Genomic DNA, 25,423 nt, shown 5'->3' on the forward strand with positions numbered 1-25,423 from the left:
GGCGTTGAGCGCCGTCGCTAGACTTTCGCCATGTTGGACGGCGTGCTGGGACTCCCACTTCACCCACTGGTGGTGCACGCCGTCGTCGTGCTGCTACCGCTGGTCGCGGTCGGCGTCATCGCGCTGACGGTGCGGCCAGCCTGGCGGCCGCGGCTCGCGCTGCCGCTGCTGGGACTGTTGGCGGTGGCGGCCGTCTCCGCGATCGTCGCGATGCTGTCGGGGCGGAGCCTGGCCGAGCGGGTCGGCACCCCGGTGCAGCACGAGCAGCTGGGCACCCTGCTAGCCGTCACGGCCGTGGCCTATCTCCTCCTGGCCGGCTACTGGCTGTGGTGGGTCCGCCGCGCGGAGAAGGAACCCACCACGCCGCAGAACGCCACTGGATGGGTGGCGTCGATCGCCTCCGTCGCGGTGGTGGCGTTGACGATCGCCGTCGGCCACAGCGGCTCAAGCGCGGTCTGGGCCCACTGGATGGTGGAGGCACCGGCCACGGACCCGACGCCGGCGGCCAGCCCCTCCGCGGTCTCCTCCGCCAGCTCACCCGCATCCACTCCGCCGTCGACGACGACACCCGCACCAAGCGCGGCCCCGACGTCGACCGTCGCTTCGCTGTACAGCGCTGACATGCTCGCCGACCACGCCACCGCCGAGGACTGCTGGGCCGTGATCGACGGCAACATGTACGACCTCACCGACTGGATCGCCCTACACCCCGGCGGCGCATCCCGCATCGAGGCGCTGTGCGGCACCGACGCCACCGCCGCCTTCACCGGCCAGCACGACGGCCAGCCGAACCCCGCCGAGGCGCTCTCCAGACACCTTCTCGGCCCCGTCGGCTGAACCTGGCTTGGGCGAGCGGGTACGTCACGACGTCCTTCGATATTCGGCCGCTCGTTCCTCGCGGGCCGCTACTCAGCTTCCCCCGCCGTTCCGCCACTGTGGGTTTGGGAAGGCGTCACGTCCCGAAAGGTGCCATACAGCGACACGTACGACCACTATGGTCGCGCGTGTCACCAAACTGCCCCCTTCACAGCAGTGAGCGAGGAACTAGCGGCGTCTTGTCCGTCTCCCCGAGTAGGGAGCGAGGAACTAGCGGCGTCTTGTCCGTCTCCCCGAGTAGGGAGCGAGGAACGAGCGACCGTATCGAGGGGCGTCTCGCGACGGCCCGCCAACTCAGGCAAGCACGCCCGTCACGAAGCCCTTCGATACGCGACCGCTCGTTCCTCGCCGGCCGCTACTCAGCTTTCTGGCCGTTCCGGCACCGTGGGTGGGGAAAGTCTTGCGTGGGGCCGCGGCCTGGGTGGATGGTTGCGGTGGAGGGGTTCCGGGATCATCCCGTCGTCTCCCTGGTGCGGGCGAGCCCGCTACTCAGCTTGGGATGGGAGCTGTTTCTTCACGGATCGGGAACCGTGGATTGTTGCTTTGAGCACGCGGGTGAGATTGTTCATCTTTTCCCCTTGTAGCTCCCTCTCGGGGCCCTTCTGGACGGTCATTGATCACGGCCTGTGAAGGGAGGCTGTTATGGATGTTGTTCACCAGCGGTGTGCTGGGATGGATGTGTCGAAGTCCGACGCGAAGGTGTGTGTCCGGGTCCAGGGGCGCGGGTCGCGGCGGACGAGCACTGAGATCACGACGTGGCCTGCTCGGGCTTCGTCGATTCTGGAGCTGGGTCAGTACCTGGTACGGGAGAAGGTCAGCTGTGTGGTGATGGAAGCCACCAGTGATTACTGGAAGCCCTTTTTCTACTTGTTGTCCGAGGCGGGGTTGTCGGTGGTGTTGGCCAACCCCCGGCAGGTGCGTCAGATCCCTGGCCGTAAGACCGATGTCGCTGACGCGGCCTGGTTGGCGGATCTCGCGGCTCACGGGCTGGTGCGGGGATCGTTCGTGCCTGGCCAGGCGCAGCGCGAGATCAAGGATCTGGTGCGTCACCGTACCCAGCTGGTCAGGCTCAGTGGTCAGGAGATCCAACGGTTGGAGAAGCTGCTGGAGTCGGCCTCGATCAAACTGTCGTCGGTGATCTCTGACATCAACGGTGTGTCGGGGCGTCGGATGCTGCAGGCACTGATCGAGGGCGAGCGTGACCCGCAGGTCCTGGCCGGGTTGGGGTGTCGTCTCAAGGCCAGCACTGACGAACTCGCCGAGGCTCTGACGGGTCGGTTCACCGAGCATCACGGGTTCCTGGCCCGGCTGCACCTGCACCTCATCGATGACTACGCCGCTCAGATCAGCGAGCTCGACGCCCGGATCGAGGGCTACTTCACCGACAACGACCCCGCTCCAGAGGGCGCCATGACCTGGGGCAAGGCCCGGGCATTATTGAGCACGATCCCGGGTGTCTCCGACACCACAGCCGAGCAGATCCTGGCCGAGATCGGCATCGACATGAGCGTGTTCGACTCTCCCGGCAAGTTGGCCTCATGGGCGGGCGTCGCTCCAGGACTCAATGAGTCCGCCGGGAAACGTCACTCCTCCACGTGCCGCCCGGGCAACAAACACCTCAAGGGTGCACTCGGGATGGCAGCCCTCAGCGCCGCCAACTCCAAACACACCTTCCTCGCTGCCCGGTTCCGACGACTCACGCGACGCGGTTCACAACGTGCCGTGGTCGCCTTGTCCCGCACCCTGATCACGATCTGCTGGCACATCCTCACCACTGGGGAGCCGTACCACGAACTCGGCGCGGACTACTACGACAAACGGCGCCCCGGAGTAGCCATCCGCAACGCGTTGAACCATCTACGACAAGCAGGCCTCACCATCACCCCCACCCCCGAAGGACTCCTACTCACACAAACCTGACAAGCCCCAACACCGCGCGCCACGGCAACGGTGGTCACTTACTTTCAGGTGAGGGAAACGTAATGGACACCGGCCGCTCGTTCCTCGCCGGCCGCTACTCAGGGAAACGTAATGGACACCGGCCGCTCGTCCCTTGCCGGCCGCTACTCAGGGAAACGTGGCTCAGCGGGCGGGGGCGACCTCCGGCGGGGCGGCTGCCCCGGCGCGGCCCCGGATCGCTCTGAGCGTCGGCTCGCCGCCGTCAAAGCCGACCTCGTCGCGCGCGATTCGGGCGAAGACGATGACGTCGTAGTCGCCCGACTCCCACGCTACGGCCAGGGCGCCGTCGGGAAGCTCGAGGGCCACCGAGTAGGCGCAGGCGCCGTCGTCGATTCCGAGGGCCGGCGTCCACGACTCGCCTCCGTCGGCCGACCGGCGGATCGCCAGCTCCCGCCGTTCGGACGGATGGTTGAGGATTGTGGCGACCACCTGGCTCCCCCAGCGGGACAGCCCTCCATTACACGCGGGGTCGACGAGCTGCTCGTGGGCGACCGGATCACCGAACGTCACTCCCCCGTCGTCGGACACGGCCCAGCGACGACGCGGAGTCGCGCGGGCGTGCAACAGGACGCGCCCGCCGGGCAGCTCGGTGACCTTGTTCTCGTCGCAGTCCGGGCCGATGCGCTCGCCGAGCGCCCACGTGGTGCCGTCGTCGTCGGAGTAGGCCATTGCGGCGAAGTGCTGCCCGGCCGCGGTGCGGAGCACGAACGGCTGGAGCAGTCGGCCGGCACGGGCACCCTCGCGCAGCGTCAGACCGTTCCCGGACGACGCGAACATGCCCGTCACGTCGTCGGGCTTGAGGCTCGCCGTGAGGTCTCGGTGCTGCCAGGTTTGGCCGTCGTCGAACGAGGAGGCCAGCCAGAGGCGCAGCCCCTCACCGGCGCCCGGCTCGGCGTCGAAGAAGCTGCGGCCTGCCGAGGACACGTACCAGCAGTGCACGACGCCCGGGCCGACGACGAAGCTCGCATCCCCGAAGCCCTCGGAGGCGGTGTGCCGGCGCAGCACCCGCAGCGGGCCCCAGGAGTGCCCGAGGTCGTCGGAGCACCTGTACACCACATCGAAGGGTCCGGGCAGGTCGCGCCAGTCGGCGCGCACGTCCCAGGCGGCCAGCAGCCGGCAGGCGGGCGTCACGGCCAGGGCCGGGATGCGGTAGCAGGGGCTGGTGAAGGCGGCGCCGTCGAACGGGTCCCCGCGCTGCGTCAGCACGGAGGTGATCATGCCTCAGCCACTGCCTTCGCGAACCACGAGGTGATGGTGGCGGGGTGCGTGATCGCGGTGCCGACGACGACACCCCAGGCCCCGCGGCGGATGGACTCCGCGGCGTCGGCGGGGCTGTGAACACGGCCCTCGACGAGAACGGGGCGGTCGGCCAGGGCGATGATCTCGTCGATCGCCTCCCAGTCCGGGCCGTCGGTCTTCGGGCGCTCGCCCGAGTAGCCGACCAGCGTGGTCCCGATGATGTCGGCCCCCGCCTCCTGAGCCGCAGCGGCGTCACCGGCCGACCCACAGTCGGCCATGACGAGGACTTCCGGGAAGCGCTCCTTCAGGCAGGCGACGGTCTCGGCCAGTGTCAGGCCGTCGGGGCGATCGCGGCGGGTGCCGTCGAGCGCGACGATCTCGCAGCCGGTCTCCGCGACCGCGATGCAGCTCTCCAGCGTCGGCGTGATGTAGACGCCGGTGGCGCCCTCCTTCACCAAGCCGATGATCGGCACGTCGACGGCCGCGCGGATGGCGCGCAGATCGTCCAGGCCCTTCGCCCGGATCGCGGCGGCGCCGCCGGTGACGGCGGCCTGGGCCACCTGGCTCATCGTGCGCGGATCCAGCATCGGCTCGCCGGGGTACGCCTGGCAGGAGACGACGAGCTGGCCGCGGAGGGAATCGAGGATGGCGTTCATGTGAGGCTCCTTTGGTGAGGATGGGCCGCGACGGAGTCGAGGGCGCGTTTCGCGGCCCCCAGAATCGCGGCGGAGGGACCGGCCGCTGCGGGCAGCACCGGAATGTCGGCGAGGATGGGCACGAGTTCGTCGCGGATGGTCCGTCGAAGCGGCCCCCACCAGACGTCGCCGGCGAGCGCCACTCCCCCGCCGATGACGACGCAGGCGGGGTCCAGCACGGTGACCAGCCCGGCGATCGCGCGCCCGAGCGATGACGCGGCGCGCTCGACGACGGCGAGTGCCTTCTCTTCGCCGGCCTCGGCGCGGGCCATGATGGCCCGACCGTCGACGCCGTCGACCCCGTACATCCGCTCGATGGCAGGCCCGGCGGCAACGGCCTCGAGGTGGCCGGGGCGGCCGCAGGCACAGTAGAGGCCCTCCGCGCCGGGGGTGGGGACGTGCCCGATCTCCCCAGCGACGTGGTGGGCGCCCGTCCAGAGGCGACCATCGAGCACGACAGCACCCCCGACGCCGGTGCCGACGGCGACCATCAGCACCGAGCCGTGGTCACGCGCCGCGCCCAGCCACTGTTCGCCCAGCGCGTGGGCGTCGACGTCGTTGATGACCTCGATGGGGCGGTCGGACCAGCTGAGGCGCTGCCGGAGGCCGCCCGCGACGTCGGTGCCGACCCAGTCGGAGAAGGTGTCGGTGGCCGAGATGATCCGGCCGACGGTGGCGTCGACGACGCCCGCGGTCCCGACGCCCAGGCCGACGGTGTCGTCGCCCCCGACCCGGCGGACCAGGTCGGCGACGACGTCGAGCACTGCCTGTCCCCCACGCAGGGCGGGGGTGGGGGCGGAGACGATCTCACCGAGCGTTCCGTCAGGGGCGACGCGGGCCGCGGCCGTCTTGGTGCCCCCCAGGTCAACCCCGACGACGTGGCTCATGCCAGCAGCCCGACCTCGCGCAGGATCGTCTCGATACCGGCGACGTCGTCGCTGGTGAGGGGCTCCATCGGCGCCGGCATGGCGCCGGAGGCGATGATGCCGAGGCTGGCCAGTGCCTGCTTGAACGCCCCGATGCCGCCGGCGTCGCCGGAGCGGCCCTGCGGGACGAAGGCGATCTCGAACAGACGCGCGATGCGGTCCTGCTCGTCGCGGACGGCCACCCAGTCGCCGGCCTGCGCCGCGTCCCACATACGGGCGTACCCGGCGGGGTCGACGTTGCCGAGTCCCGGCACGGCGCCGTCGGCGCCCAGCAGGAACATCCCGTCACACATGACCTCGTGGCCGGTGAGGAGCTCGAGCGGGTGCCCGGCGGCGCGGTTGGCGGCCACGAGGCGGCGGAAGCCGACGTCGTCGCCCGAGGAGTCCTTGACGCCCGCGATGACGCCGTCCTTGGCCAGGTTCATCAGCGTGGCGAGGCCGAGGTAGCTGTGCACGCGGACGGGCACGTTGTAGGCGAAGACCGGCACGCTCACCGCCTCGGCGATGATCCGGAAGTGACGCTCGATCTCCGCGACGTCGTTGAGGGCGTACAGCGGGGCGGTGACGACGACTGCGTCGGCCCCGAGGTCCTCGGCGCGCTTGGCGGTCTCGGCGATGCGGCGGGCGGTGAAGTCGGGTGTGCCGACCAGCACCGGCACCCGGCCGGCGGCGCGCTTGACGCAGCGGGCGGTGACCTCATCGCGCTCGGAGTCGGTCAGGTAGGCCACCTGCCCAGACGAGCCGAGGATGAAGAGGCCGTGCATGCCGCCGTCGATGAGGTGGTCGACGAGCCGGTCCAGGCTCTCGAAGTCGACCGAGCCGTCGGTGTGCATGGGCGTGATGACCGGGGGCACGATCCCGCGGAAATTGGGCATGGTGATCTGTTGTTCCGTTTCTCTTGTCACAGGAGGGAAGGCACGGCGCTGAGCAGCGTCCGCGTGTACTCGTGGGTGGGGTTGGCGAAGATCTGGTCGGCCTGTCCGGTCTCGACGATCTGCCCGGCCAGCATGACTGCCATGCGGTCGGAGATGTAGCGCACGGTGTTGATGTCGTGGCTGATGAAGACCAGCCCCAGCCCGAGCTGGTCCTTCAGGTCGCTCAGCAGGTTGAGCACTTGGGCGCGCACCGATACGTCGAGGGCCGAGGTCGGCTCGTCGGCGATGATGACGTCCGGGTCCAGAGCCAGCGCGCGGGCGATGGCGACGCGCTGCCGCTGGCCGCCCGAGATCTGCCGGGGCAGCACGTCGAGGGCCGACTGCGGCAGACCGACGAGGTCGAGCAGCTCCTTGACGCGGTTCTCCCGCTCGGAGGGCTCGAGCACGCCGTGCACCTTGAACGGGTCGAGCAGGGTGTCGCGCACGATCATGCGAGGGTTGAGCGCGGTGGCCGGATCCTGGAAGACCACGGAGACGGCCCGCCCCAGCTTCTTCCTGCCGGCGGCATTCAGCTTCATCTGCTCGCCCTTGAAACGCACCTCGCCGGAGGTGACGGGCTGGAGGCCCACCATGACTCGCGCCAGGGTCGACTTTCCGCAGCCGGACTCGCCCACCAGGCCGAGCGTCTCGCCCTTGCTGACCGAGATGTTGACGCCGTTGACGGCGTGCACCCGGTCGGGACGGAACAGCTTGCCGGTGCGCGACTTGTGGACGACGTGGACGTCGCGCAGGTCGACGACGGGGGTGGTGCTCATCGCAGTCCCTCCTTCTCCAGCAGGGCGTCGAGCTCGCTGGTGCTCGCGTAGAAGTGGTCATCGGTGCCGGGCACCAGATGCAGGGTCGGTTTCTCGGTGAGGCCGGCCTGCGGGTGCGAGGAGCGCGGGGCGAACCGGTCGCCGGCGACGAACTCGCGCGGGCTGGGCACGACGCCGGGCACCTGGTGCAGGCGGCCGGTGCCGGACTCGATCGAGAGCACCGCGCCGAGCAGGCCGCGGGTGTACTCGTGGGTCGGGTTGGTGAGCAGCTCCCTGGTGACAGCCTGCTCGACCACCTGGCCGGCGTACATGACGGTGATGCGGTGCGCCACCTCGGCGACGAGCGCCAGGTCGTGCGACACGAACACCATCGCGAAGCCGAGCTTCTCGCGCAGCTCGTTGAGCAGATCCACCACCTGGGCCTGGACGGTGACGTCGAGGGCCGTGGTGGGCTCGTCGGCGATGACTAGGCGCGGGTTGCGGGTGAGCGCCATGGCGATCAGCACACGCTGGCGCTGGCCGCCGGAGAGCTCGTGGGGGTAGGACTTGAGCGTGCGGACCGGATCGAGCCCGACCAGCTCCAGCAGTTCCTCGGCCGTGCGCTGGCCGCCCCGCTTGGTGAGCTGCTTCATCTGCGCGCGGATGAGCATCGACGGGTTGAGCGAGCTCAGCGCGTCCTGGTAGATCATGCTCATCTCGTGGCCGCGGAGATCGTTGCGGTCCTTCGGGCCGAGCGTCAGCAGCTCGCGCCCGTCGAACTTGACCGAGCCCTCGATCCGGGCGTTCTCGGGCAGGAGGCCCATGATCGCCATCGAGGTGATCGACTTTCCGCAGCCCGACTCGCCGACCAGGCCCATCGTCTCGCCTTCGCGGACGGTGAAGCTCACGTCGTCGACGATCCTCACCTCACCGTGCGCGCCGGGGAAGGAGATCGAGAGGTTCTTGACCTCCAGCAGCGGCTTGGCGTCGGGGTTGGCGAGCACGAGCCGGTCGCTGCGGGCCAGTTCGGCCTCCCTGAGCGCTGCCAGCCGCGACCTGAGGGAGTCGACCTGGGAGATGTGGGAGGCCGCGATGCCGGCGGCGCCGACCTCGCCCTTCAGCTTGTCCTCGTCGGACTGCACGTTGACCTTCGTCTTGATCCGCGGCGACGCGAACGAGTCCGTGAGGCCCTCGGACAAGACGTTGAGGCTGAGCGTGGTGATGAGGATGAACAGTCCGGGGAAGAACGTCACCCACCAGTGGCCGGACAGGAGCAGCGCCTTACCTTCGGAGAGCATGTTGCCCCACGTCGGGGCGTTGACCGAGCTGATGCCGGTGCCGATGAACGACAGCGACGCCTCGAACACGATGGCGTCGGCCACGAGCACCGTCGCGAAGACGAGGATCGGGGCCAGGCAGTTGCGCGCCACGTGCTTGAAGAGGATCCACCACGTCTTGGCGCCCATCACCTTGGAGGCGGCCACATAGTCCTCGCCGAACTGGGAGAGCACGTTGGCGCGCACCACTCGGGTGAGCTGCGGCACGTAGAGGAACGCGATCGAGATGACGACCACCGGCAGCATCGGCAGCCGCGACGACAGCGCGGTCACCATGACAGCGGCTAGCGCGATGCCGGGGAAGCTCATGACGATGTCGAGCGTGCGCATCAGCACCTCGGAGACGGTCTTGCGGGCCGTGCCGGCGATCGAGCCGAGCACCGCGGCGACGACGAGCGCCAGCCCGGTGGCGGCCAGCCCGACGAGCAGCGAGACCCGGGTGCCGTGGAGGACGCGGGAGAACGTGTCGCGGCCCCGGTCGTCGGTGCCGAAGAGGAACTCGCCGTCCGGCGGGATCGCGTTGTCGGGGATGAGCTGGGTGCCCACGCCCTCGATGGTGACCTCGGAGTAGACGATCTTGTCCTCGGGCACGAGGCCGGAGGCACCCGGCTCGAAGGGGGCGACGATGGGTGCGAAGATCGCCACGAGAGCGAGCAGCGAGATCACGGCCAGCGCGATCTTCGAGCTGATCGGCAGCGCGCGGATGCCCTCGAACCGCAGGCCAGGCTGCTGGAGCTTCTTTCTGGACTCAGGCGACAGCATCAGATGCTCCTGATTCGGGGGTTGACCAGCACGTAGAGGAGGTCGACCACCAGGTTGATGATGATGAAGGCGAGCGCGATCGTGATCGTGACGCCCTGGACGATGTTGACGTCGTTGCGCATGATGCCCTGGAAGATGAGGTTGCCCATGCCCTGGATGTTGAAGATCATCTCGATGACCACGGCGCCGCCCATCATGTAGCCGACGCGGAGGCCGAGCACGGTGAGCGGGGTGATGAGCGCGTTGCGCAGCACGTTGCGCGCCACGACGATGTGCTTGGGGATGCCGGCGCCGATGGCGGTGCGCACGTAGTCCCGGTCGAGTTCCTCGACCATGGCGGTGCGCACGACGCGGGTCAACGAGCCGGAGAGCGGGATGGCCATGCCGACTGCGGGCAGCGTGACCTGGTTGATGTAGCCGGCGGGATCATCGGAGAAGTTGATCCAGTTGGTGATCACCGCGGGGAACCAACCGAGGCCACCCGGGATGTTGGCGAACCACTGGATAAAGAGCAGCGCCAGCCAGAACGACGGCGTGGCGAGCGACGCGATCGAGACGAACCGGATGACCTGGTCGGGCCACTTGTCGCGGAAGAGCGCGGCGATGATGCCGAGCACGAGCGCGATGATGACTCCGAGGAACAGGCCGATGAACGTGAGCTGCAAGGTGATGGGGAACGACCTCGCCACCATCTCGCCGATCGGCACGCCGGTGAAGGACTCGCCGAGGTCACCCTGGACGAGGCCGCCGAGGTAGCGGACGTACTTGACGAGGAGGGGGTCGTTGAGGTTGAAGCGCTCACGGTAGTTCTCGAGGGCCTCCGGCGTGGCCGACTCGCCGAGGGCGAGCCGAGCGGGGTCGGCGGTCGACAGTGACATCACCAGAAATACCAGCAGCGTGGCGCCCAGCACCATGATGGGCATAGCCAGCACTCTGCGCAGCAGGAGGCGGATGAAGTTGGACACGGCGTCGTAAGTTCCTGATCTTCAGTGGGTGCAGCCGTCTTCGGGGCAGGCAGAGGGGGGGCCGGCCGGGCTGCGGGCCGACCCCCCTCTCAGTTGGGATTGACTACTCGGTGGTGCCGACGTCCACGAAGGACAGGCCGGTCACCGCGATGGGCTTGAAGTCGACCAGCGTCTCCGCGTCGAACGCCGTGGGCGTCTTGCGGTGGAACAGCGGGTACATCGGCAGGGTCTCGGAAGCGAGGTCGAACGCCTGGCCCCACAGCTCCTGCTGCTCGTCGCCCGAGGCCGCGACGGCCTGGTCGAGGAGCTCCTGCATCTTGGTGTGGGACTCCTGGCCCTTCCAGTGCATGCGGGTGTCGGTCCAGACGTCGCCGCTGTACCACCAGCGAAGCAGGAGGTCAGCGTCGTCGCCGAACACCGACGGGTCGCCGGGGGCCACCACGATGTCGAACGAGTTCGGATCGCTGTCGATGGTGCCGTAGACGTCGGCCGACTGCTTCTCCTCGTAGTTGACGGTGAGGCCGGCGGCCTCCAGCGACTCCTTGATGATCGGGCGCACGGCCGCGAAGAAGTCGTGGTTCGAGGCGAGCAAGCGCACCGAGGTCAGGCCGGTCTCGGCGAAGAGGGACTTGGCCTTCTCGACGTCGAGGGTGTAGACGGTCGAGGCCTCCTGGTAGGAGGGGTGCTCCTTCTGCAGGAACGACGTGGCCGGGGTGGCCAGGTCGGCCATGCCCACCTTGGTCATACGGTCGTAGTCGAGCGCGTACATGACGCCCTGGCGGTTCTTGACCTCGTCCATGGGGGCCAGCCCCATGTTGAACATGATGAAGACCAGACCGAAGCCCTGCTCGGCGGCGACCGACTTGGTCTGGGCGAGCGTGGCGAGGTCGGCGGCGGGCACCGAGTCGATCGCCTGAACGGTGTCAGAGGAGATCGCGTTGGTGCGGGTGGCGGCGTCGGGCAGGATCTGCCAGGTCATAGTCGCTGCGCGGGCCGGGTAGGGGCCGTTGTAGTCGTCGTTGCGCTCGAAGACAACTTGCTGCGAGCTGGCGCCGTTGTCGGTCATCTTGTAGGCGCCGGTGCCGATCGGGTTGAGATCGTAGGCGGAGGCGTCGGCCTCAACAGCGGCCTTGGGGACAACCTTGACCACGGAGAGACGGGCCGGCACCAGGGAGAAGGGGTACTTCGTCTTGATGGTGACGGTCGTGTCGTCCTTGGCCTCGACGCCCTCCATGAAGCCGAGGAAGCTCGCGTAGAGCGACGTGTTGGCCGGGTCGAGCACGCGCTCGAAGGAGAAGACGACGTCCTCGGTGGTGACGGGGCTGCCGTCGTGGAAGACCGCGCCGTCGCGGAGGGTGACTTCCCAGGTGGTGTCGTCAACCTGCGTGGGCATGTCGGCGCCGAGCGCCGCGTAGACCTCGCGGGTGGCGGGGTGGATCTCGGTGAGGCCCTCCATGGTGTGCCAGTTGGCGGCCACGGTGAGGGCTGCCGTCGTGGTCATGGGGTCGTAGCCGTTGGTGCCGAGCTCGTAGGAGATACCGGCGGTGATGGTGCCGTCCTCGCTGGCCGCAGCCGTCGAGGTGGCAGGTGCCGCGGCGCTGGTGGTGGCGCCGGCCGAGGCTGTGCCCGCGGGGGTGGTGCCGGCAGGGGTGGTGGCCGTGGTGTTGGCCGGGCTGCAAGCGGCGACGCCCACGCTGATCGAGGCGGCGGCGCCGAAGACCCCGGCAACCTTCAACAGGCTCCGGCGATCGAATTGCGGATTCGTCATTGAACTCTCTTCCTAGTTATCGGACATCCGATGTCTGACATCGCTAAGATTATGGCACGAGATCGATCCGAGTGAACAAACGATCAATAACATTTGCATAACGCTCAATCAAGGGAGATAGAAGTGTCAGGATCACGCGAGCCCCAGCGGCTCCGACAGACCATCCAGGCCGTCAAGGAGCACATCCTCACACAGGGGCTGAAGCCCGGTGATCCGATGCCGACCGAGGTGCAGCTGGTCGAGGAGCTCGGCGTATCCCGCTCCAACCTGCGCGAGGCGGTGCGCACGCTGGTCGCCCTCGACATCCTCGAGGTTCGGCACGGGACCGGCACCTTCGTCGGCCAGATGTCCATGCGCCCGCTCGTCGAGGGGCTCACGTTCAAGGGAGTGGTGCTGCCCGGCGACGACTTCAAGACGCTCCGGCAGATCGTCGAGGTGCGCCAGGCGCTCGACCTCGCGCTGGCGCCGGAGATCGTGGCGCACTGGGCCGGCCGCGACGGCGCGGCGCTCTACGCCCTGTGCGACGCGATGGCGGCCCAGAAGGCGCGCAACGACACGTTCGCCGCCGAGGACCGGGCGTTCCATCTCACGCTGACCGACGTCCTCGACAACACTCTCTACGGCCAGTTGGTGGCGGCGTTCTGGGACGTCCACACCGTGGTGGCCCCTCGCCTCGGCGTGCCGACACCCCGCGACATCGCCGATACTGTCGCGGCCCACCAGGCCATGTGCGACGCGGCGATCGCCGGCGAGCTGGAGACCTACCAGGAAGCGGTGCTCAGCCACTACGCCCCCCTCATGCGCGTGCTCACCGGCGGCGCCGTCTCCTCCGACGACGCGGCCGGGGACGGGTACGGGCTGGAGGAGGTAGCCTCACCCGCGTGATGCATACCGGGGGCGGCGCAGGCCTGGCGAGGAGGCTGCGCCGCCTGTTCGCCGACACCCGCCCCCTCCAGACGCCCGACTTCCGTCGGCTCTGGGTGGCGAACATCGTCACGGTCATCGGCGCGCAGCTCACCGTCGTCGCGGTGCCGGCGCAGATCTACGCGATCACCGGCTCCTCGGGCATGGTCGGGCTGACCGGGCTCTTCGGCCTCGTGCCCCTCATTGTGTTCGGACTCTGGGGCGGGGCGCTGGCCGACCACATGGACCGCCGCCGCCTCCTCGCGATCACCACCCTCGGGCTGATCGTCACGTCGGGACTGTTCTGGGTGCAGGCCTTCCTCGGCCTCAACAACGTCTGGGTGCTGCTCACACTGTTCTCACTGCAGCAGGCGTTCTTCGGCGTCAACCAGCCCACCAGGACCGCGATCCTGCCCAAGCTGCTGCCGGCCGACCAACTCCCCGCCGCCAATGCGCTCAACATGACGGTCATGTCGGCCGGGGCGATCGCCGGACCGCTCGTGGGCGGTGCGCTCATCCCCGTGCTCGGCTACAGCTGGCTGTACTTCGCCGACACCCTGACCCTGCTGGCCACCCTCTACGCGGTGTGGCGCCTGCCTCCCCTGCCGGTGGACCGACCCCGTGGGGCTCCGGGGCTGAAGTCCGTCGTCGAGGGGCTGCGGTACCTGGGCGCCCACCAGATCCTGCTGCTGAGCTTCGTCGTCGACCTCATCGCGATGATCTTCGGCATGCCACGGGCGCTGTTCCCGCAGATGGCCCACGTCTCCTTCGGTGGCCCGGCCGAGGGCGGCCTGCAGTTCGCGCTGCTCTATGCAGCGATGCCCGCCGGGGCTGTGCTCGGCGGCGTCTTCGGGGGCTGGGTATCGCGGGTGTCGCGCCACGGGTTGGCCGTACTCTGGGCGATCGTCGTGTGGGGCGCGGCGATGGCGGTGATGGGCGCAGCCGTCGGCCTGGCACCATGGGCCACCAACGCGATGCTCGGCCTGGCGCTCGGCATGCTGGTCATCGGCGGGGCCGCCGACATGGCCTCGGCCGCCTTCCGCCAGTCCATCCTCCTCGGCGCCACCGACGACGCCGTCCGGGGACGGTTGCAGGGGGTCTTCATCGTCGTGGTCGCGGGCGGGCCGCGGCTGGCCGACGTCGTCCACGGAGGGGCGGCCGAAGTGGTCGGTCCGGCGTGGGCCACGGGCGGCGGCGGCCTGCTGGTGCTGACCGGCATCGCAGTGGTCGCCGTGGCCTCCCCCGCCTTCCGCCGCTACCGCGTCGACCTGAACGGACGTGCACACTGAACTGACCGTCCAGGGCCGACCTCTGCGCTCGTCAATGCCGATCCGCAGAGCTGGACTTAATACCCCCAGGGGTATAAGCTTGTGACATGCAACTCCCTCCCCTGCCGCACGTGCTCGCCGTCGTCGCGCACCCCGACGACGAGTCCTTCGGCCTCGGCGCGGTGATCTCGACGCTGATCGACGCCGGGAGCCAGGTGAGCGTGCTCTGCCTCACCTCGGGCGAGGCCTCCACGCTCGGCGCCCACCCGGACCTGGCGCGTATCCGCGCCCTCGAACTCGAGACGGCCGCCGCTGCTCTCGGTTGCCACAACACCACGCTCCTGGCCCACCCCGACGGCGGGCTCTCGCAGTACCCCGAGCTGCTGGTGCGTGACGTCGAACTCGCTGCCGACACCGTCCAGCCCGACGCCTTCCTCGTCTTCTCCCCCGAAGGTGGCGTGACCGGGCACCCGGACCACGAGGCGGCCAGCCGCGCCGCTCTTGCCGTCGCCGCTGAGCGGGGCCTCCCGACGCTGGAGTGGGCACTGCCTCTCCACGTGACCGACGCGCTGGCCGAGGAGTACGGCGTCGCGTTCACCGGCTACCGCGAATCCGAGCTGCCCATCGTCCTGGAGGTTGACCGCACGCGCCAGCTCGCCGCTGCCGCCGAACACGCCAGCCAGGCGGTGCCGGGTAGCCTGTTATGGCGTCGCCTTGAACTGCTCGGCAACCACGAATACCTCCGCCTGACCGACCCCACTCAGGAGAACTCATGATCACCCGTCGCCTGTTCACCGCCCTCGCCGCCTCCTCCGTGCTGGCCGTTGCCGCCTGCAGCGCCGGGGCCGACGCCACGTCGCAGCAGACCGAGTACGACGCCGCCGGCTTCAAGGAGCGCATGGCCAAGGAGGGCACGGTCATCCTCGATGTGCGTACCCCGGAGGAGTTCGCCGCCGGCCATATCCCGGGCGCGATCAACCTCGACGTCCAGTCGCCCACGTTCGCCGACGACGTCGCGTCGCTCGACAACGCGGTCCCCTACGCGGTGTACTGCCGCTCTGGCAACCGCTCGCAGGTGGCCCTGGACATCATGACCGAGCGCGGCTTCGAGGCCTTCCACCTCGCCGGCGGCATCGGCGCCTGGCAGTCCGCTGGCTACGACATCGTCAGCTGAGCACACTGAGCGCGGGTTCGCCCTGAAGAATTGACGCGCCATCCCTCAGGTAGCCCTCGAGGAACGTTTTTTCAGGGTGAACGGAAGCGAAGAACGAGCCGCCGCACCCCATCGCTGGGCAGTGGGGAACGAGCCGGCGCACCCCAACGTCTCCCTGACTAGGGGCGAGAAACGAGCCGCCGCACCCCGACGTCTCCCTGACTAGGGGCGAGAAACGAGCCGCCGCACCCCGACGTCTCCCTGAGTAGGGAGCGAGGAACGAGCGACCGTATCGAAGGGCTCCCGCCACATCGCAATGACCCGGGTCAGCGATCGAGGTCACGAGCCCTTCGATACGCGTCCGTTCGTTCCTCACGGACGCTACTCAGGGAAACGGGTGAGAGCCGGTCGCCCGTTCCTCACGGACGCCACTCAGGGAAACGGCAAAGGCCAGCCGCCCGTTCCTCACGGACGCTACTCAGGGGAACGTCAGAGAACGACGTGCTTCACGAAAGCTTCACACTGTCGCGGGGGGTTCCTTCATCCCCGCAGGGTGCACTGAGTGGTGAAGGGTCACTCAAGAAGGAGCACTCCCATGAAGGCAACACTTCGAACCATCGCCGTCAGCGTCACCGCTGCTGGCCTGGCATTCAGCGGGGCGATGGTCGCCTCCGCTGACGACACTCTCGACGCTGACGAGAAGGCCAGCGTCGCGTTCAGCCGCGAAGAGGAGCGGCTGGCCCGAGACCTCTACACCGAGTTCGGCAAACTGTACGACTCGGTCGTCTGGGACCGCATCGCAAGAAGCGAGCAACGCCACTTCGACGCCATCGGGCGGCTGCTCACGACGTATGAGCTCGACGACCCCAGCGCCGGCCTCGCGGCCGGCACCTACAGCGACGCTACGCTGCAGAACCTCTACGACGACTGGCTCGCCGACGGCAAGGCGAACGAGGACGCGGCCTTCAAGGCAGCGATCGAACTCGAGGAGCGCGACATCGCCGACCTCAAGGCTCAGCTGAAGATCGTCGATGACGACGCCGTCGAGAACGTCTACGAGCGGCTGCTGAAGGGCTCGGAGAACCATCTCGCCGCCTTCACCCGCTGGTCCGAAGGCGACCAGACGATGGGTCAGCCGGGCAACCGTCCCAACGGCAACGGCCCGAATCGGGGCAACCAGCAGGGGCAGCCGGGCAAGGGGCAGCCCGGTCAGATGGGGCAGCGGGAGCCGGGCCAGATGGGTCCCCGCGCCGACGCCCCGCGCGCCGCTCAGCGCGAAGATCGCCCGGAGACCTGCGACGGCACCGGACCCCAGCAGGACCGCAAGGGCGGCGGGCCACGCGGACAGGGCGGCCGTCGCTGACCTCCCTCCCCTCCGGCCGGGCTCGCGCGTGAGTTGAGCAACTGAGATGGGTCGTTGCTGCGACACGCCGGGATAACAGCGTTTCTATTCGTTGACCCATCTCATTTGCTCAACCTCACCCCCCGCTCAGCCAGCGCCGGGAGGAGCAGGGTGAACGTGGCACCCAGACCCGGCCCCGGAGAGCGGGCGACGAGGTCGCCGCCGTGCGCGCGGGCGATCTGGCGGGCGATGGTCAGGCCGATCCCGGAGCCGCCGCCGCGCTCGTCGCCGGAGCGCCGATGCACGCGGTAGAACCTCTCGAAGACTCGCTCCAGGTCGTCGGCGGCCAGCCCTTCGCCGTCGTCGCTGACGGTGACCTCGACCCGGTCCCCGACCGGTCGGCTCAGCACCTCCACGCGCCCGCCGTCGTTCACGGCGCGCAGCGCGTTGCCGACGAGGTTCGTCACGATCTGCGCGACGCGCTCCCCGTCGACCTCCGCCCACGCCTCGCTGGCCTCGACGCTCAGCGTGACGCCCGCGTCCGCCGCCTGCGGCGCCAGCCTCCGTGCTGCCTCCTCCACCACGTGCGACACGTCGATCCTGGACCGGCGCAGCTCGAGCCCGGCGGGCTCCTGGGCCTTGGACAGCGCCGTCAGGTCGTCGGAGAGCCGGCGCATCCGCTCCACCTCACGGCTGATGAGCGCCAACTGCTCGGGGGTCGTGGGCACGACGCCGTCGATCATCCCCTCCACGTAACCGCCGACGACGGTCAGCGGGGTGCGCAGCTCGTGCGCGACGTCGCCCAGCAGCCTCACCCGACGCGCCTCAGTATCGCCGAGCGAGGCCCCGAGCCCGTCCAGGTCGGCCGCCAGGGCAGCGAGTTCCCGCTCCGGCGGGCGCGGCACGGGGGTGTCGTAACCACCCGCCGCGATTTCCCGCGCAGCCTGCTGGAGGGAGCGGATCCGGCCAGCGAACCGCCAGGCCACCACTGAGCCGAGGATGGTGGCGGTGAGCACGCCCACCCCGGCACCGATGAGCAGGGCCAGGTCGACGGCGTCGAGCATCTGCTGCCTGAACCCCAACGCGGTGGGCGGGCCACGGTGCGGCCCGCGGTCCAGGCGGTCGTAGAGCGCCGGGGTGATGGCCCGGGTCAGCAGCAACGTGATCGCGGCGGCCACGAGTACGACGGCCACGTGACTGGCCGTCAGCCGCGCCCGGAGGCTCCTCATCGCGCGCCACCCGGGTCGGGCAGGAACCGGTAGCCCACCCCCCGGACGGTCCCGACGAAGCCGGCCGCAGCCTCCCCCAGCGCCGCCCGGATGGTGCGGATGTGGACGTCGACCACGCGTTCGTCACCGTAGAAGTCGTAGCCCCACACCTGCTCGAGCAGCTGACCTCGGGAGAAGACGCGCCCCGGTTTGCGGGCCAGCGCCAGCAGCAGGTCGAAGTCGAGGGCGCTGAGCGCCACCTGCTGACCCTCGACGGTCACCTCGCGCCGCTCGGGGTCGATCGCGAGCTCGCCGAAGCTGAGCGACGAGTCCGACGGCCCCTCCCCACGCGGGCGGCGCAGGAGCGCATGGACCCGGGCCACGACCTCGCGTGGGCTGAACGGTTTGACGATGTAGTCGTCGGCGCCGAGGCTGAGCCCGACGATCCGGTCCACCTCCTCGGCCCTGGCCGTCACAACCATGACGTACACCGACGACGTGGCTCTGATTCGGGCCAGCACGTCCAGCCCGCTCTGGTCGGGCAGCCCGAGGTCGAGCAGGACGACGTCGGCGCGCTCCACCTGCCGAAGCGCCTCAGCCCCGGTGGCGGCCGTCAGCACGGACATCCCGTCGGTCTCGAGGTATCGGCGCAGCAGCGAAGCGATGTCGGGTTCGTCGTCGACGACGAGGACAGTTGGGCTCATGGGCGCTCACCTCACTACGACGGTACCCCTGAGGGTATCGGCGCGGCAAGGCGTTCGGGGCGTGGCGACCGGACCCGCCGTCGTTTGGCCGTCCGCCGAAGCGGTGCTAGTCTTTGACGTCGGATCGCAAGGTCCGGATGCGCGTGTGGCGGAATGGCAGACGCGCCGGCTTCAGGTGCCGGTGCCCGCAAGGGCGTGGAGGTTCAACTCCTCTCACGCGCACAACGATGCATGGTCCCTGACTGCATCAAATAACCTCTGACAAGGACTTCGGTCCTTCTCAGTCGTGGACACGGATCGCCTTCAGAGGCCTCCCATTCGCGACGTATTCCCCGTGGCCGCGATGACGGTCGCCCGACTGCTCGCGGCCTTGGACTCACAGGTCACGCTTACGCTCGACGACGGAGACGACTTCGACAGGCACATTGACGCTCGGGCCGGGAAAGATCTGGATCGGCTGGCGCGTGTCGGCCTCTACACCGGGGACACCGATCAGGGATTCGTCGCCCCGCTTGGGTCTCAGCGGCCTAACCACGTGATCGCCCCAAGTGACTGGAGATACAGTCATATGGCAGGTAGACTGGTCATATGCGATTTGAGGTTGCGTTCGGGGGCTTGATCCCAGGTGCGAGCGGGGCGGTGCTGGCCGTGCTGCTGCGCACGGGTGTTCCGCTGACCGGGCGGCAGGTGCACGGCCTGGTCCGCGATCAGTGCAGCCTGTGGTCGGTTCAGCAGGCGCTGGCCTCCCTCGCCGATCTCGGTGTGGTGGAGAGCCGCGCTGTGGGCCGGGCGATGGTTCACACGATCAATGAGGACCACTACGCCATCCAGCCTCTGCGGGTCCTGCTCGATCCGATTGCTGCGCTCCGGGAGGCGGTTCGGGCAGTGGTCGGGTCGAGTGTCGATGTGGTGGTCCTGTTCGGGTCGGTGGCGCGGGGGGAGGCAACGGCCGAGAGCGATGTCGACTTGGCAGTCGTTGCGCCCTCGGGCTGGGAGGGTCGGACGGAACTGGAAGACGCGGTCCGCACTCGGCTGGGCAACGACTGCGATGTGCTGGTGTTCACACCGGAGGAGTTCGGGCGGCTCGCAGGCAGCGGCGAGGAGCCGGTCGTCGCTCAGATCGTCGCTGACGGGGTGGTTCTGCTCGGGTCGCTCCCGCAGGCGACCGTTGGTGTGGCGTGATGGCGACGCTCGAACACCGCAATCACGCACGAAGCTTCCTGAGGAAAGCCGAGGAGTACCTGGCCTCCGCGGAGGCCAATCTGAATGCGGAGCGGTACACCGTTGCTGCGGGGGATGCCATCCACGCGGGCATCTGCGCCAAGGACGCCATCGTCACTCAACTCACCGGTTCGACGGTGAAGGGCAAGGACCACGCGCTTGCCGCGAAGGAGCTTCGTCGGGCACTAGGGCAGCGACCGGACGCCGCCGGTGCCGAGAAGGGACTCCGCGAACTGGTGTCGAACAAGGCTGACGTCGAGTACGGCGTCAGCCTCATGTCTGCTGTGAAGGCTGAGGCGCTCGTCCGTCGCGCTCGGAGCCTGGTCGAGATCGCCGTCCGCGTCGTCCGCCTCAACGGGTGACGATCGCCGCGCCGATGCCGAGCCCCCGTGCCGGCACGGTTGCTACGCTTCCGCCTGTTCCGTTCCACGGCGCCGAGGATGCAGCCGTTCTGCGCCAATCTCGCGATTGCAGTTGACCGCAACGCGCGCAGTGGCGGCTCTACAAATCCCCCACACATTTCCCACGACAAGGTGACGACATGCCTCAGGCCCATCAAAAGGCCTTGTCAGGAGGCTATTATCGCTGGATAGCAGAAAGCTTCAACTCCTCTCACGCGCACCACTGATCGCCCGGCTGGTTACAGCCGGGCGATTTTGCATTCGGGGACGCACGCCACTGGCCGTGCCACCCGTCAGCTCTTTGCACATGGAGGGGTTCACGTCAGGGACAGGAACCGCGCAGCAGCTACCAAAGTTGCTTGGGAGCCACGCCCGGGTCATCTCCGGTTGACTCACCCATTCCTCTGGTTGACAACCAGGTCATCCTTCGACAGCGCGACGCCAGGGCACCCGCAGGCTGCACCCCGGCCGCCCCTAGCGTTCCGGACGGCAGCCGAACAACAGGGTTCAGCTCCTTGGATCAAGAACAAACTGGAGCACGGTCAAGAAGTGGATTGAGCGTGGCATGTCGGTGACCACGATCATCGAGCTGATCCTGCGCATCCTCGGGATCGGCCGATCTCGGACACCCAGACCCGCCGCGCAGGGGGATACGCTTTCCCCCTGCACGGCCCTTCCCTGCCCGCTGACCGATGGAGGCCGACCCCCGTGAACGAGACGCAGACCGGTGACGGTGTCAAGCGTCTACCCGAGGCTGCCCGCACGTACCGGATGATCCAGGCGGTTACCGTCGCCGGCATTCTCACTGCCGTGGCCTGTGCTGCGGTCGTCCTCCTGCGCCTGCCCGTTCCCTTGCCGTTCGTCGTCGCCGTCGGAGCGCTCTTTCTCACCGTAGACCTCGTGTTCATCCCCCTGCGGCACCACTGGTTCCGCTACCGCGTCAGCGAGGACGAGTACTTCGTCAGCCGGGGCCGGTTCCTCCTCACCACGGTCACGGTGGCCGTGCCCCAGATCCTCCACGCCGAGGTGATCCAGGGCCCCGTGCTCCGCCAGTTCGGCCTCGCAACGGTGCGGGTCAAGATGGTGGTGGGCGACCATGAGCTGGGCCCAGTGACCACGCAGGAGGCGGACGCGATCCGCCGCACGATCCTCAGTGGCTCCGGCCGCACGGTGGACGAGTCATGACGCAGTGGTTCAGAAACTCGCGGCGAGCGGTCGCGGCCGAGTACCTCGGCGCGCTGCCGAACCTCGCCTTGGCCATAGTCGGGCTCGTCGTGGTCGAGACGACGCCCGGCACGGGACTGAGCGAGGTCCTTCGGGTGGCGGGCTGGCTGTACCTCGCGGTTCTCGTCCTGGAGCCCCCAGTCGGCTACTGGGGCAACCGGTTCTTGATGACCCCCGCCGCGCTCGTCCACGACCGCGGCATCATCCACAAGACCGTGCGCTCGATCCCCTGGGATTCGATCACCGGATTCGACGTGGACACGCCCTGGGCCCACCGACTCCTGGGCGTGCACAAGGTAACCATCGCGCAAGCGGGTGGAGAGGAGACCCGCGTCGCACTGCGAGGCCTCGACCCGCAACTCGTCGACGCGCTGCGGGCACGGCTTGCCGACACTGCCAGACCGACCATCGCAGACGGGGAACGCCCCACCGACCCCACGCCGTCCCCGGCGGGGACGATCGTCCACCGCGCCGGCAAGGGTTCCTTGGCCGTGATGTCGGTGGCCCACGGACAGATCGTCGTCGTTGGTCTGGCGCTCCTCCTCTCGGCTTGGGAGTTGGCCGATCAGCTCGGCCTGACGGGCGCAGTTGGCCCGCTCGTCAGCGACCTACCGCTCGTGACGCGGGTGGCCGTCGGCCTGGTGGTGGGGCTCTCCGGAGGTCTGTTGATCACCCTCGCCCGCTACCACGACTTCCGCGTGGAGAGCCTCCCCGATGGCCAGCTGCTGACCTCCTACGGCTGGTTCGCGCGCCGGGAACGCCGGTTCGACGCCGACGCCGTCCAGGGCCTGATCGTGCACCGAAACATCGTCGAACTGCTCCTGGGGCGGGCTCGGCTCGGCGTCCTCACCCGCGACTCCGGGGCACGCCTGGCCAGCAACACGGTGATCCCCTCGGCTCCTCTGGCCACCGTCGAGAGAGTCGCAGGTGAGCACTTCGGCCACCTCTCGCCCGCGCCGTCCAGAGTTCGGGACGACCACCGGGCCGCCCGGGCGCTGGGGTGGGCCGTGGGGCTCGTCTCCCCCGCCGTCGGCCTAGGTCTCGCCGCCGAGTGGGTCGGCCTTCCCCTGTGGTCCGCCCTGCTCATCGCGGCGAGCGCCTGGCTGCTGCTGTCGGTGGCCGCAAAGGCCGCCGTGACCCAGTTCGCCTGGGACCCGTCGCGGAGGGCGATCCACGTCACGACGCAGTTCACACATGTCCGGGAGACAACCCTCAGGGCAAGCGCCGTCCACGGTCTCGGCAGTACCGCGTGGAGGTCGGCTCCACACCGCCTGTGGGCTGCGTGGCTGGGGGTCTACGCGGGCGGCCCGCGGCGCTACGTCTCCCTCCGGACCCCTTTCGCTGACCTCGCCGCCGTGGCCAGCGCAATTGCCACCCACCGCTCCCCTCTCACAGAAAGCACGCCATGATCGAGACCACCTCCGTGTCCAAGCGCCTCGGCGCGAAGCAGGTCCTCCACGACGTGTCACTCCAGGCACGCGACGGCCACGTCACCGGCTTCGTCGGCCCCAACGGCGCCGGCAAGACGACGCTGATGAAGATCATCGCGGGCCTCCTCCCCGCAGACTCGGGCACGGCGCTGATCGACGGCGTGCCTTTCACGCAGGCAGCGGTCCCGGGCCGCGCCCTCGGCGTCTACATGAGCGGCGAGTGGCTGCCCACCCGGCGCTCCGGCAGCGACCACCTCCGCTTCGTCTGCGACACCCAGTCGATTCCCGCCGCGCGGGTGCGGCCGATGCTGGAGACGGTTGGGCTCTGGGGCGTCCACGACAGGGCGATCGGCACCTATTCGCTCGGCATGCGACAGAGGCTGGGTATCGCCGCGGCTCTGATCGGGGATCCGGTCAACATCATGCTCGACGAGCCGGTCAACGGTCTCGACCCGGGCGGTGTCATCTGGCTGCGCGAGTTGTTGAAGGAACAGGCCGCCCATGGCAAGGCCGTCCTCCTGTCGTCACACCTGATGTCCGAGCTCGAATTGGTGGCCGACCGGGTGGTCATGCTCCACGAGGGCCAGGTGGTCCGGGCCGGCACGTTGGCCGAGCTCTCCACGCGCGAGAACCGCCCTGAGGTCTACATCGCCTCGACCGAACTGGCAGCCGTCCTCGAACTGCTGCACCGGCAGGGCCTGGATACCCGGCCCGAGGGCGACGGCGCACTGGTCGCCGGCGCCGACCCGGAGCAGGTCGGCCGCATCGTCTTCGGGGCCGGGCTGACGCTCTCCCACCTCGCCCCCAACGTCCACTCGCTCGAGGACCTGTTCCTCTCGTCCACCAGCACCTCGCAGAAGCAGGAGTCCGCGGCATGAACCAGAACCCAGTCCAGGTGCGGAGCCACCAACGGTTCTCCACCGTCGTCAGGGCGGAACTCCGACGCCATCTGTCGTCGCGGCGCCACCTCGTCCGGCTGGCGCTCATCGCCGCCGCAGGCCTGCTCGCCGGCATGGGAGCTCTCGCCTTCGTGGCCTCGTTCGATCCCGAGGGCGCTGCCGCCACCGGCGGGTCTGTCCCCACCGCCATGGAGACCGCCGGCGGAGTCGTCGCCATCCTGCTGGGCCTGAGCGCCCTCGGTGCGGCGGCGGCGGAGACCTCCGACGGCACCGTCTTGAGCTCCCTGCTCCTCGTGCCCGACCGTCGTCGGCTCCTCGCCGCCCGCGCGGTCGCCCCCATGGTGATCGGGGAGGTCACTGCTCTCACCGCCGCTGGCGCGGTGCTCGCCGGAGGGTTGGCGATGTCAGGCGGGTCACGGATCGACCTGGGCGTTGTAGCGCTGTCTCTCCTCGCGATCGCCGTGGCCGCGCCTCTCACGGCTCTCCTCGGATTTCTCACCGGGACCCTCGTGCGTCGTGGGGCGCCCGCGATGGCTATTGCGATGTTCGCGCTGCTCGTCCTGCCCCTCGCCGTAGGTGCAGCGCAACTCGCCGCTCCCCCGGCTCTCGGCCCCGCTCTCGGCTACGCGCTGCAGGCCACTCCCGGCGTAGCAGTGCTGCAGTCGCTCAGCGTGTCGGCCGCCAACCAGGGCCCTGTGCCCGTTGCGCTGACCGGCCTGGCCGTGCTGGCCGGGTGGGTCGCGATCGTCGCCGTCGGAGCCAGCGTCCAGTTCCGCCGTGAAGGCCAGACCGCCTGATGTCGTCAACAGTGAAAGGTAACCCCATGAACCGCACCTCTTCCATCGCCCTCGGACTCGTTCTCCTGGCCGTCGGCGTCGCGCTTCTCGTCTACCGGACCCAGGGTGGCGCGGACCTGGGGGAACCAATGCCCGTGGTGATCACCATCCTCGCGGTGGTCGCTCTCCTCGGCGCTTTCGGCACCCTGGGGAAGGCCTTCAAGCGCGGCGTGTAGCTGCCTGCCGCGACTGGGGCGGGCCGGTCCAGGACGCCAATACGTGGGGCCTAGCATCGAATCAACGATGCAAAGGACGTGACCCATGATCATTGCGACACCGATCGACCCCGAAGGTCGGTCCGCCCACAGTTGGGGCAAGGCTCAGTGGATCGGCGTGGCCGACGTGCGCGACGGCTCCGTTGCTGATTGGACGGTGCACGAAGTGCGATGGGACGAGTCCCACGATGCGGGAACGCACGGGTCCCATCACGCGAGGGTCGTGCGGTTCCTCAAGGAGCAGCAGATCGAGGCCGTCGTCGTTGATCACGTCGGCGATGGCATGGCCCGGACGCTGCACACGATGGGCATACCCACCCTGCAGTCCTCCCCGGGCTACGCCCAGGCCTCGGTTCTCGCCGCGTTGAGGGGTCACCACCTCTGAGGTGAGCCGCGGCAGTTGAGTTCGTCCTGAAGAAATGC

The 25,423-nt window shown here is 68.9% G+C and carries 26 protein-coding genes and 1 tRNA gene; 17 read left to right on the plus strand and 10 right to left on the minus strand.

The genetic code is table 11. The features are described from left to right. The first annotated feature begins 30 nt into the window (after nt 1-30). On the plus strand, nt 31-837 hold the full coding sequence (locus RPIT_RS12270) for a DUF2231 domain-containing protein (protein ID WP_077343708.1): 807 nt from the start codon (nt 31-33) through the stop codon (nt 835-837). 681 nt (nt 838-1,518) lie between these two features. Continuing rightward, a complete protein-coding gene (locus tag RPIT_RS12275; protein WP_077339774.1) occupies nt 1,519-2,796 on the plus strand; it encodes an IS110 family RNA-guided transposase in 1,278 nt (425 codons plus the stop codon). A gap of 162 nt (nt 2,797-2,958) precedes the next feature. Here the strand turns inward: RPIT_RS12275 and RPIT_RS12280 are convergent, their stop codons facing one another. From RPIT_RS12280 to RPIT_RS12315, 8 genes are all read right to left on the minus strand, one after another. Beyond that, a complete protein-coding gene (locus tag RPIT_RS12280; RefSeq protein WP_077343709.1) occupies nt 2,959-4,053 on the minus strand; it encodes a sialidase family protein in 1,095 nt (364 codons plus the stop codon). Then, on the minus strand, nt 4,050-4,730 hold the full coding sequence (locus tag RPIT_RS12285) for an N-acetylmannosamine-6-phosphate 2-epimerase (RefSeq protein WP_077343710.1): 681 nt from the start codon (nt 4,728-4,730) through the stop codon (nt 4,050-4,052). The genes RPIT_RS12280 and RPIT_RS12285 overlap by 4 nt, the downstream gene beginning before the upstream one ends. Then, nucleotides 4,727-5,656 (minus strand): ROK family protein, encoded by a 930-nt coding sequence (locus tag RPIT_RS12290; RefSeq protein ID WP_077343711.1) that lies wholly within the window; start codon nt 5,654-5,656, stop codon nt 4,727-4,729. Before RPIT_RS12290 ends, RPIT_RS12285 begins: the two co-directional genes overlap by 4 nt. After that, nucleotides 5,653-6,570 carry a dihydrodipicolinate synthase family protein gene (locus RPIT_RS12295; protein WP_077343712.1) on the minus strand — a complete coding sequence of 306 codons (918 nt, stop codon included), beginning with the start codon at nt 6,568-6,570 and terminating at the stop codon, nt 5,653-5,655. Before RPIT_RS12295 ends, RPIT_RS12290 begins: the two co-directional genes overlap by 4 nt. Nucleotides 6,571-6,596: 26 nt before the next feature. Continuing rightward, the gene (locus tag RPIT_RS12300; protein ID WP_077343713.1) at nt 6,597-7,385 is read right to left on the minus strand and encodes an ATP-binding cassette domain-containing protein; all 789 of its coding nucleotides are present in this window, start codon (nt 7,383-7,385) and stop codon (nt 6,597-6,599) included. Further along, a complete protein-coding gene (locus RPIT_RS12305; protein WP_077343714.1) occupies nt 7,382-9,463 on the minus strand; it encodes a dipeptide/oligopeptide/nickel ABC transporter permease/ATP-binding protein in 2,082 nt (693 codons plus the stop codon). Before RPIT_RS12305 ends, RPIT_RS12300 begins: the two co-directional genes overlap by 4 nt. After that, nucleotides 9,463-10,428, minus strand: a complete 966-nt coding sequence (locus RPIT_RS12310; RefSeq protein ID WP_068752174.1) for an ABC transporter permease — start codon at nt 10,426-10,428, stop codon at nt 9,463-9,465. The genes RPIT_RS12305 and RPIT_RS12310 overlap by 1 nt, the downstream gene beginning before the upstream one ends. Before the next feature lie 103 nt (nt 10,429-10,531). Further along, nucleotides 10,532-12,196 carry an ABC transporter substrate-binding protein gene (locus RPIT_RS12315; protein ID WP_077343715.1) on the minus strand — a complete coding sequence of 555 codons (1,665 nt, stop codon included), beginning with the start codon at nt 12,194-12,196 and terminating at the stop codon, nt 10,532-10,534. Nucleotides 12,197-12,319: 123 nt separating this feature from the next. Here RPIT_RS12315 and RPIT_RS12320 point away from each other — a divergent pair, with 123 nt between their 5' ends. The 5 genes from RPIT_RS12320 (at nt 12,320) to RPIT_RS12340 (ending at nt 16,883) form a co-directional block, all read left to right on the plus strand. Then, a complete protein-coding gene (locus RPIT_RS12320; protein WP_162274555.1) occupies nt 12,320-13,081 on the plus strand; it encodes a FadR/GntR family transcriptional regulator in 762 nt (253 codons plus the stop codon). Next, on the plus strand, nt 13,081-14,388 hold the full coding sequence (locus tag RPIT_RS12325) for an MFS transporter (protein ID WP_218121584.1): 1,308 nt from the start codon (nt 13,081-13,083) through the stop codon (nt 14,386-14,388). The genes RPIT_RS12320 and RPIT_RS12325 overlap by 1 nt, the downstream gene beginning before the upstream one ends. An 86-nt stretch (nt 14,389-14,474) precedes the next feature. Next, nucleotides 14,475-15,143: a PIG-L deacetylase family protein gene (locus RPIT_RS12330; RefSeq protein WP_077343716.1), complete on the plus strand. Its 669-nt coding sequence runs from the start codon at nt 14,475-14,477 to the stop codon at nt 15,141-15,143. Continuing rightward, the gene (locus RPIT_RS12335) at nt 15,140-15,541 is read left to right on the plus strand and encodes a rhodanese-like domain-containing protein (RefSeq protein WP_077343717.1); all 402 of its coding nucleotides are present in this window, start codon (nt 15,140-15,142) and stop codon (nt 15,539-15,541) included. The genes RPIT_RS12330 and RPIT_RS12335 overlap by 4 nt, the downstream gene beginning before the upstream one ends. 574 nt (nt 15,542-16,115) lie before the next feature. Next, complete coding sequence (locus RPIT_RS12340) at nt 16,116-16,883, plus strand: DUF2202 domain-containing protein (RefSeq protein ID WP_077343718.1); 768 nt, start codon at nt 16,116-16,118, stop codon at nt 16,881-16,883. 101 nt (nt 16,884-16,984) lie between these two features. Here the strand turns inward: RPIT_RS12340 and RPIT_RS12345 are convergent, their stop codons facing one another. Continuing rightward, on the minus strand, nt 16,985-18,091 hold the full coding sequence (locus RPIT_RS12345; RefSeq protein ID WP_077343719.1) for a sensor histidine kinase: 1,107 nt from the start codon (nt 18,089-18,091) through the stop codon (nt 16,985-16,987). Then, on the minus strand, nt 18,088-18,774 hold the full coding sequence (locus RPIT_RS12350) for a response regulator transcription factor (RefSeq protein ID WP_077343720.1): 687 nt from the start codon (nt 18,772-18,774) through the stop codon (nt 18,088-18,090). Before RPIT_RS12350 ends, RPIT_RS12345 begins: the two co-directional genes overlap by 4 nt. 139 nt (nt 18,775-18,913) lie before the next feature. Between RPIT_RS12350 and RPIT_RS12355 the strand changes: the two genes are divergently transcribed. From RPIT_RS12355 to RPIT_RS12400, 10 genes are all read left to right on the plus strand, one after another. After that, nucleotides 18,914-18,996: transfer RNA gene (locus RPIT_RS12355), tRNA-Leu, on the plus strand. Between the two features lie 366 nt (nt 18,997-19,362). Continuing rightward, nucleotides 19,363-19,956 carry a nucleotidyltransferase family protein gene (locus RPIT_RS12365; protein ID WP_077343722.1) on the plus strand — a complete coding sequence of 198 codons (594 nt, stop codon included), beginning with the start codon at nt 19,363-19,365 and terminating at the stop codon, nt 19,954-19,956. Further along, nucleotides 19,956-20,357, plus strand: a complete 402-nt coding sequence (locus RPIT_RS12370) for a HEPN domain-containing protein (RefSeq protein WP_077343723.1) — start codon at nt 19,956-19,958, stop codon at nt 20,355-20,357. The genes RPIT_RS12365 and RPIT_RS12370 overlap by 1 nt, the downstream gene beginning before the upstream one ends. A gap of 604 nt (nt 20,358-20,961) precedes the next feature. Next, a complete protein-coding gene (locus RPIT_RS16180) occupies nt 20,962-21,108 on the plus strand; it encodes a hypothetical protein (protein WP_162274556.1) in 147 nt (48 codons plus the stop codon). Next, a complete protein-coding gene (locus RPIT_RS12375; protein WP_077343724.1) occupies nt 21,105-21,581 on the plus strand; it encodes a PH domain-containing protein in 477 nt (158 codons plus the stop codon). The genes RPIT_RS16180 and RPIT_RS12375 overlap by 4 nt, the downstream gene beginning before the upstream one ends. Then, on the plus strand, nt 21,578-23,029 hold the full coding sequence (locus RPIT_RS12380; RefSeq protein ID WP_077343725.1) for a PH domain-containing protein: 1,452 nt from the start codon (nt 21,578-21,580) through the stop codon (nt 23,027-23,029). Before RPIT_RS12375 ends, RPIT_RS12380 begins: the two co-directional genes overlap by 4 nt. Continuing rightward, complete coding sequence (locus tag RPIT_RS12385) at nt 23,026-23,928, plus strand: ABC transporter ATP-binding protein (RefSeq protein WP_077343726.1); 903 nt, start codon at nt 23,026-23,028, stop codon at nt 23,926-23,928. The genes RPIT_RS12380 and RPIT_RS12385 overlap by 4 nt, the downstream gene beginning before the upstream one ends. Then, nucleotides 23,925-24,746 (plus strand): ABC transporter permease subunit, encoded by an 822-nt coding sequence (locus RPIT_RS12390; RefSeq protein WP_077343727.1) that lies wholly within the window; start codon nt 23,925-23,927, stop codon nt 24,744-24,746. Before RPIT_RS12385 ends, RPIT_RS12390 begins: the two co-directional genes overlap by 4 nt. 26 nt (nt 24,747-24,772) lie before the next feature. After that, nucleotides 24,773-24,961, plus strand: a complete 189-nt coding sequence (locus tag RPIT_RS12395; protein ID WP_077343728.1) for a hypothetical protein — start codon at nt 24,773-24,775, stop codon at nt 24,959-24,961. A gap of 85 nt (nt 24,962-25,046) precedes the next feature. Next, on the plus strand, nt 25,047-25,385 hold the full coding sequence (locus RPIT_RS12400; RefSeq protein WP_077343729.1) for a NifB/NifX family molybdenum-iron cluster-binding protein: 339 nt from the start codon (nt 25,047-25,049) through the stop codon (nt 25,383-25,385). The last annotated feature ends 38 nt before the right edge of the window (nt 25,386-25,423 follow it).

The organism is Tessaracoccus flavus, from assembly GCF_001997295.1.
In the GTDB taxonomy this organism is placed as follows: domain Bacteria; phylum Actinomycetota; class Actinomycetes; order Propionibacteriales; family Propionibacteriaceae; genus Arachnia; species Arachnia flava.

What these genes read in the sequence shown, in the direction of transcription:
- RPIT_RS12395 (WP_077343728.1), top strand. Translation starts at nt 24,773, where the DNA reads ATGAACCGCACCTCTTCCATCGCCCTCGGACTCGTTCTCCTGGCCGTC.
- RPIT_RS12380 (WP_077343725.1), top strand. Translation starts at nt 21,578, where the DNA reads ATGACGCAGTGGTTCAGAAACTCGCGGCGAGCGGTCGCGGCCGAGTAC.
- RPIT_RS12350 (WP_077343720.1), bottom strand. Translation starts at nt 18,774, where the DNA reads ATGAGCCCAACTGTCCTCGTCGTCGACGACGAACCCGACATCGCTTCG.
- RPIT_RS12285 (WP_077343710.1), bottom strand. Translation starts at nt 4,730, where the DNA reads ATGAACGCCATCCTCGATTCCCTCCGCGGCCAGCTCGTCGTCTCCTGC.
- RPIT_RS16180 (WP_162274556.1), top strand. Translation starts at nt 20,962, where the DNA reads ATGTCGGTGACCACGATCATCGAGCTGATCCTGCGCATCCTCGGGATC.
- RPIT_RS12335 (WP_077343717.1), top strand. Translation starts at nt 15,140, where the DNA reads ATGATCACCCGTCGCCTGTTCACCGCCCTCGCCGCCTCCTCCGTGCTG.
- RPIT_RS12305 (WP_077343714.1), bottom strand. Translation starts at nt 9,463, where the DNA reads ATGCTGTCGCCTGAGTCCAGAAAGAAGCTCCAGCAGCCTGGCCTGCGG.
- RPIT_RS12400 (WP_077343729.1), top strand. Translation starts at nt 25,047, where the DNA reads ATGATCATTGCGACACCGATCGACCCCGAAGGTCGGTCCGCCCACAGT.
- RPIT_RS12385 (WP_077343726.1), top strand. Translation starts at nt 23,026, where the DNA reads ATGATCGAGACCACCTCCGTGTCCAAGCGCCTCGGCGCGAAGCAGGTC.
- RPIT_RS12290 (WP_077343711.1), bottom strand. Translation starts at nt 5,656, where the DNA reads ATGAGCCACGTCGTCGGGGTTGACCTGGGGGGCACCAAGACGGCCGCG.
- RPIT_RS12270 (WP_077343708.1), top strand. Translation starts at nt 31, where the DNA reads ATGTTGGACGGCGTGCTGGGACTCCCACTTCACCCACTGGTGGTGCAC.
- RPIT_RS12340 (WP_077343718.1), top strand. Translation starts at nt 16,116, where the DNA reads ATGAAGGCAACACTTCGAACCATCGCCGTCAGCGTCACCGCTGCTGGC.
- RPIT_RS12365 (WP_077343722.1), top strand. Translation starts at nt 19,363, where the DNA reads ATGCGATTTGAGGTTGCGTTCGGGGGCTTGATCCCAGGTGCGAGCGGG.
- RPIT_RS12345 (WP_077343719.1), bottom strand. Translation starts at nt 18,091, where the DNA reads ATGAGGAGCCTCCGGGCGCGGCTGACGGCCAGTCACGTGGCCGTCGTA.
- RPIT_RS12315 (WP_077343715.1), bottom strand. Translation starts at nt 12,196, where the DNA reads ATGACGAATCCGCAATTCGATCGCCGGAGCCTGTTGAAGGTTGCCGGG.
- RPIT_RS12275 (WP_077339774.1), top strand. Translation starts at nt 1,519, where the DNA reads ATGGATGTTGTTCACCAGCGGTGTGCTGGGATGGATGTGTCGAAGTCC.
- RPIT_RS12330 (WP_077343716.1), top strand. Translation starts at nt 14,475, where the DNA reads ATGCAACTCCCTCCCCTGCCGCACGTGCTCGCCGTCGTCGCGCACCCC.
- RPIT_RS12280 (WP_077343709.1), bottom strand. Translation starts at nt 4,053, where the DNA reads ATGATCACCTCCGTGCTGACGCAGCGCGGGGACCCGTTCGACGGCGCC.
- RPIT_RS12370 (WP_077343723.1), top strand. Translation starts at nt 19,956, where the DNA reads ATGGCGACGCTCGAACACCGCAATCACGCACGAAGCTTCCTGAGGAAA.
- RPIT_RS12295 (WP_077343712.1), bottom strand. Translation starts at nt 6,570, where the DNA reads ATGCCCAATTTCCGCGGGATCGTGCCCCCGGTCATCACGCCCATGCAC.
- RPIT_RS12325 (WP_218121584.1), top strand. Translation starts at nt 13,081, where the DNA reads ATGCATACCGGGGGCGGCGCAGGCCTGGCGAGGAGGCTGCGCCGCCTG.
- RPIT_RS12390 (WP_077343727.1), top strand. Translation starts at nt 23,925, where the DNA reads ATGAACCAGAACCCAGTCCAGGTGCGGAGCCACCAACGGTTCTCCACC.
- RPIT_RS12300 (WP_077343713.1), bottom strand. Translation starts at nt 7,385, where the DNA reads ATGAGCACCACCCCCGTCGTCGACCTGCGCGACGTCCACGTCGTCCAC.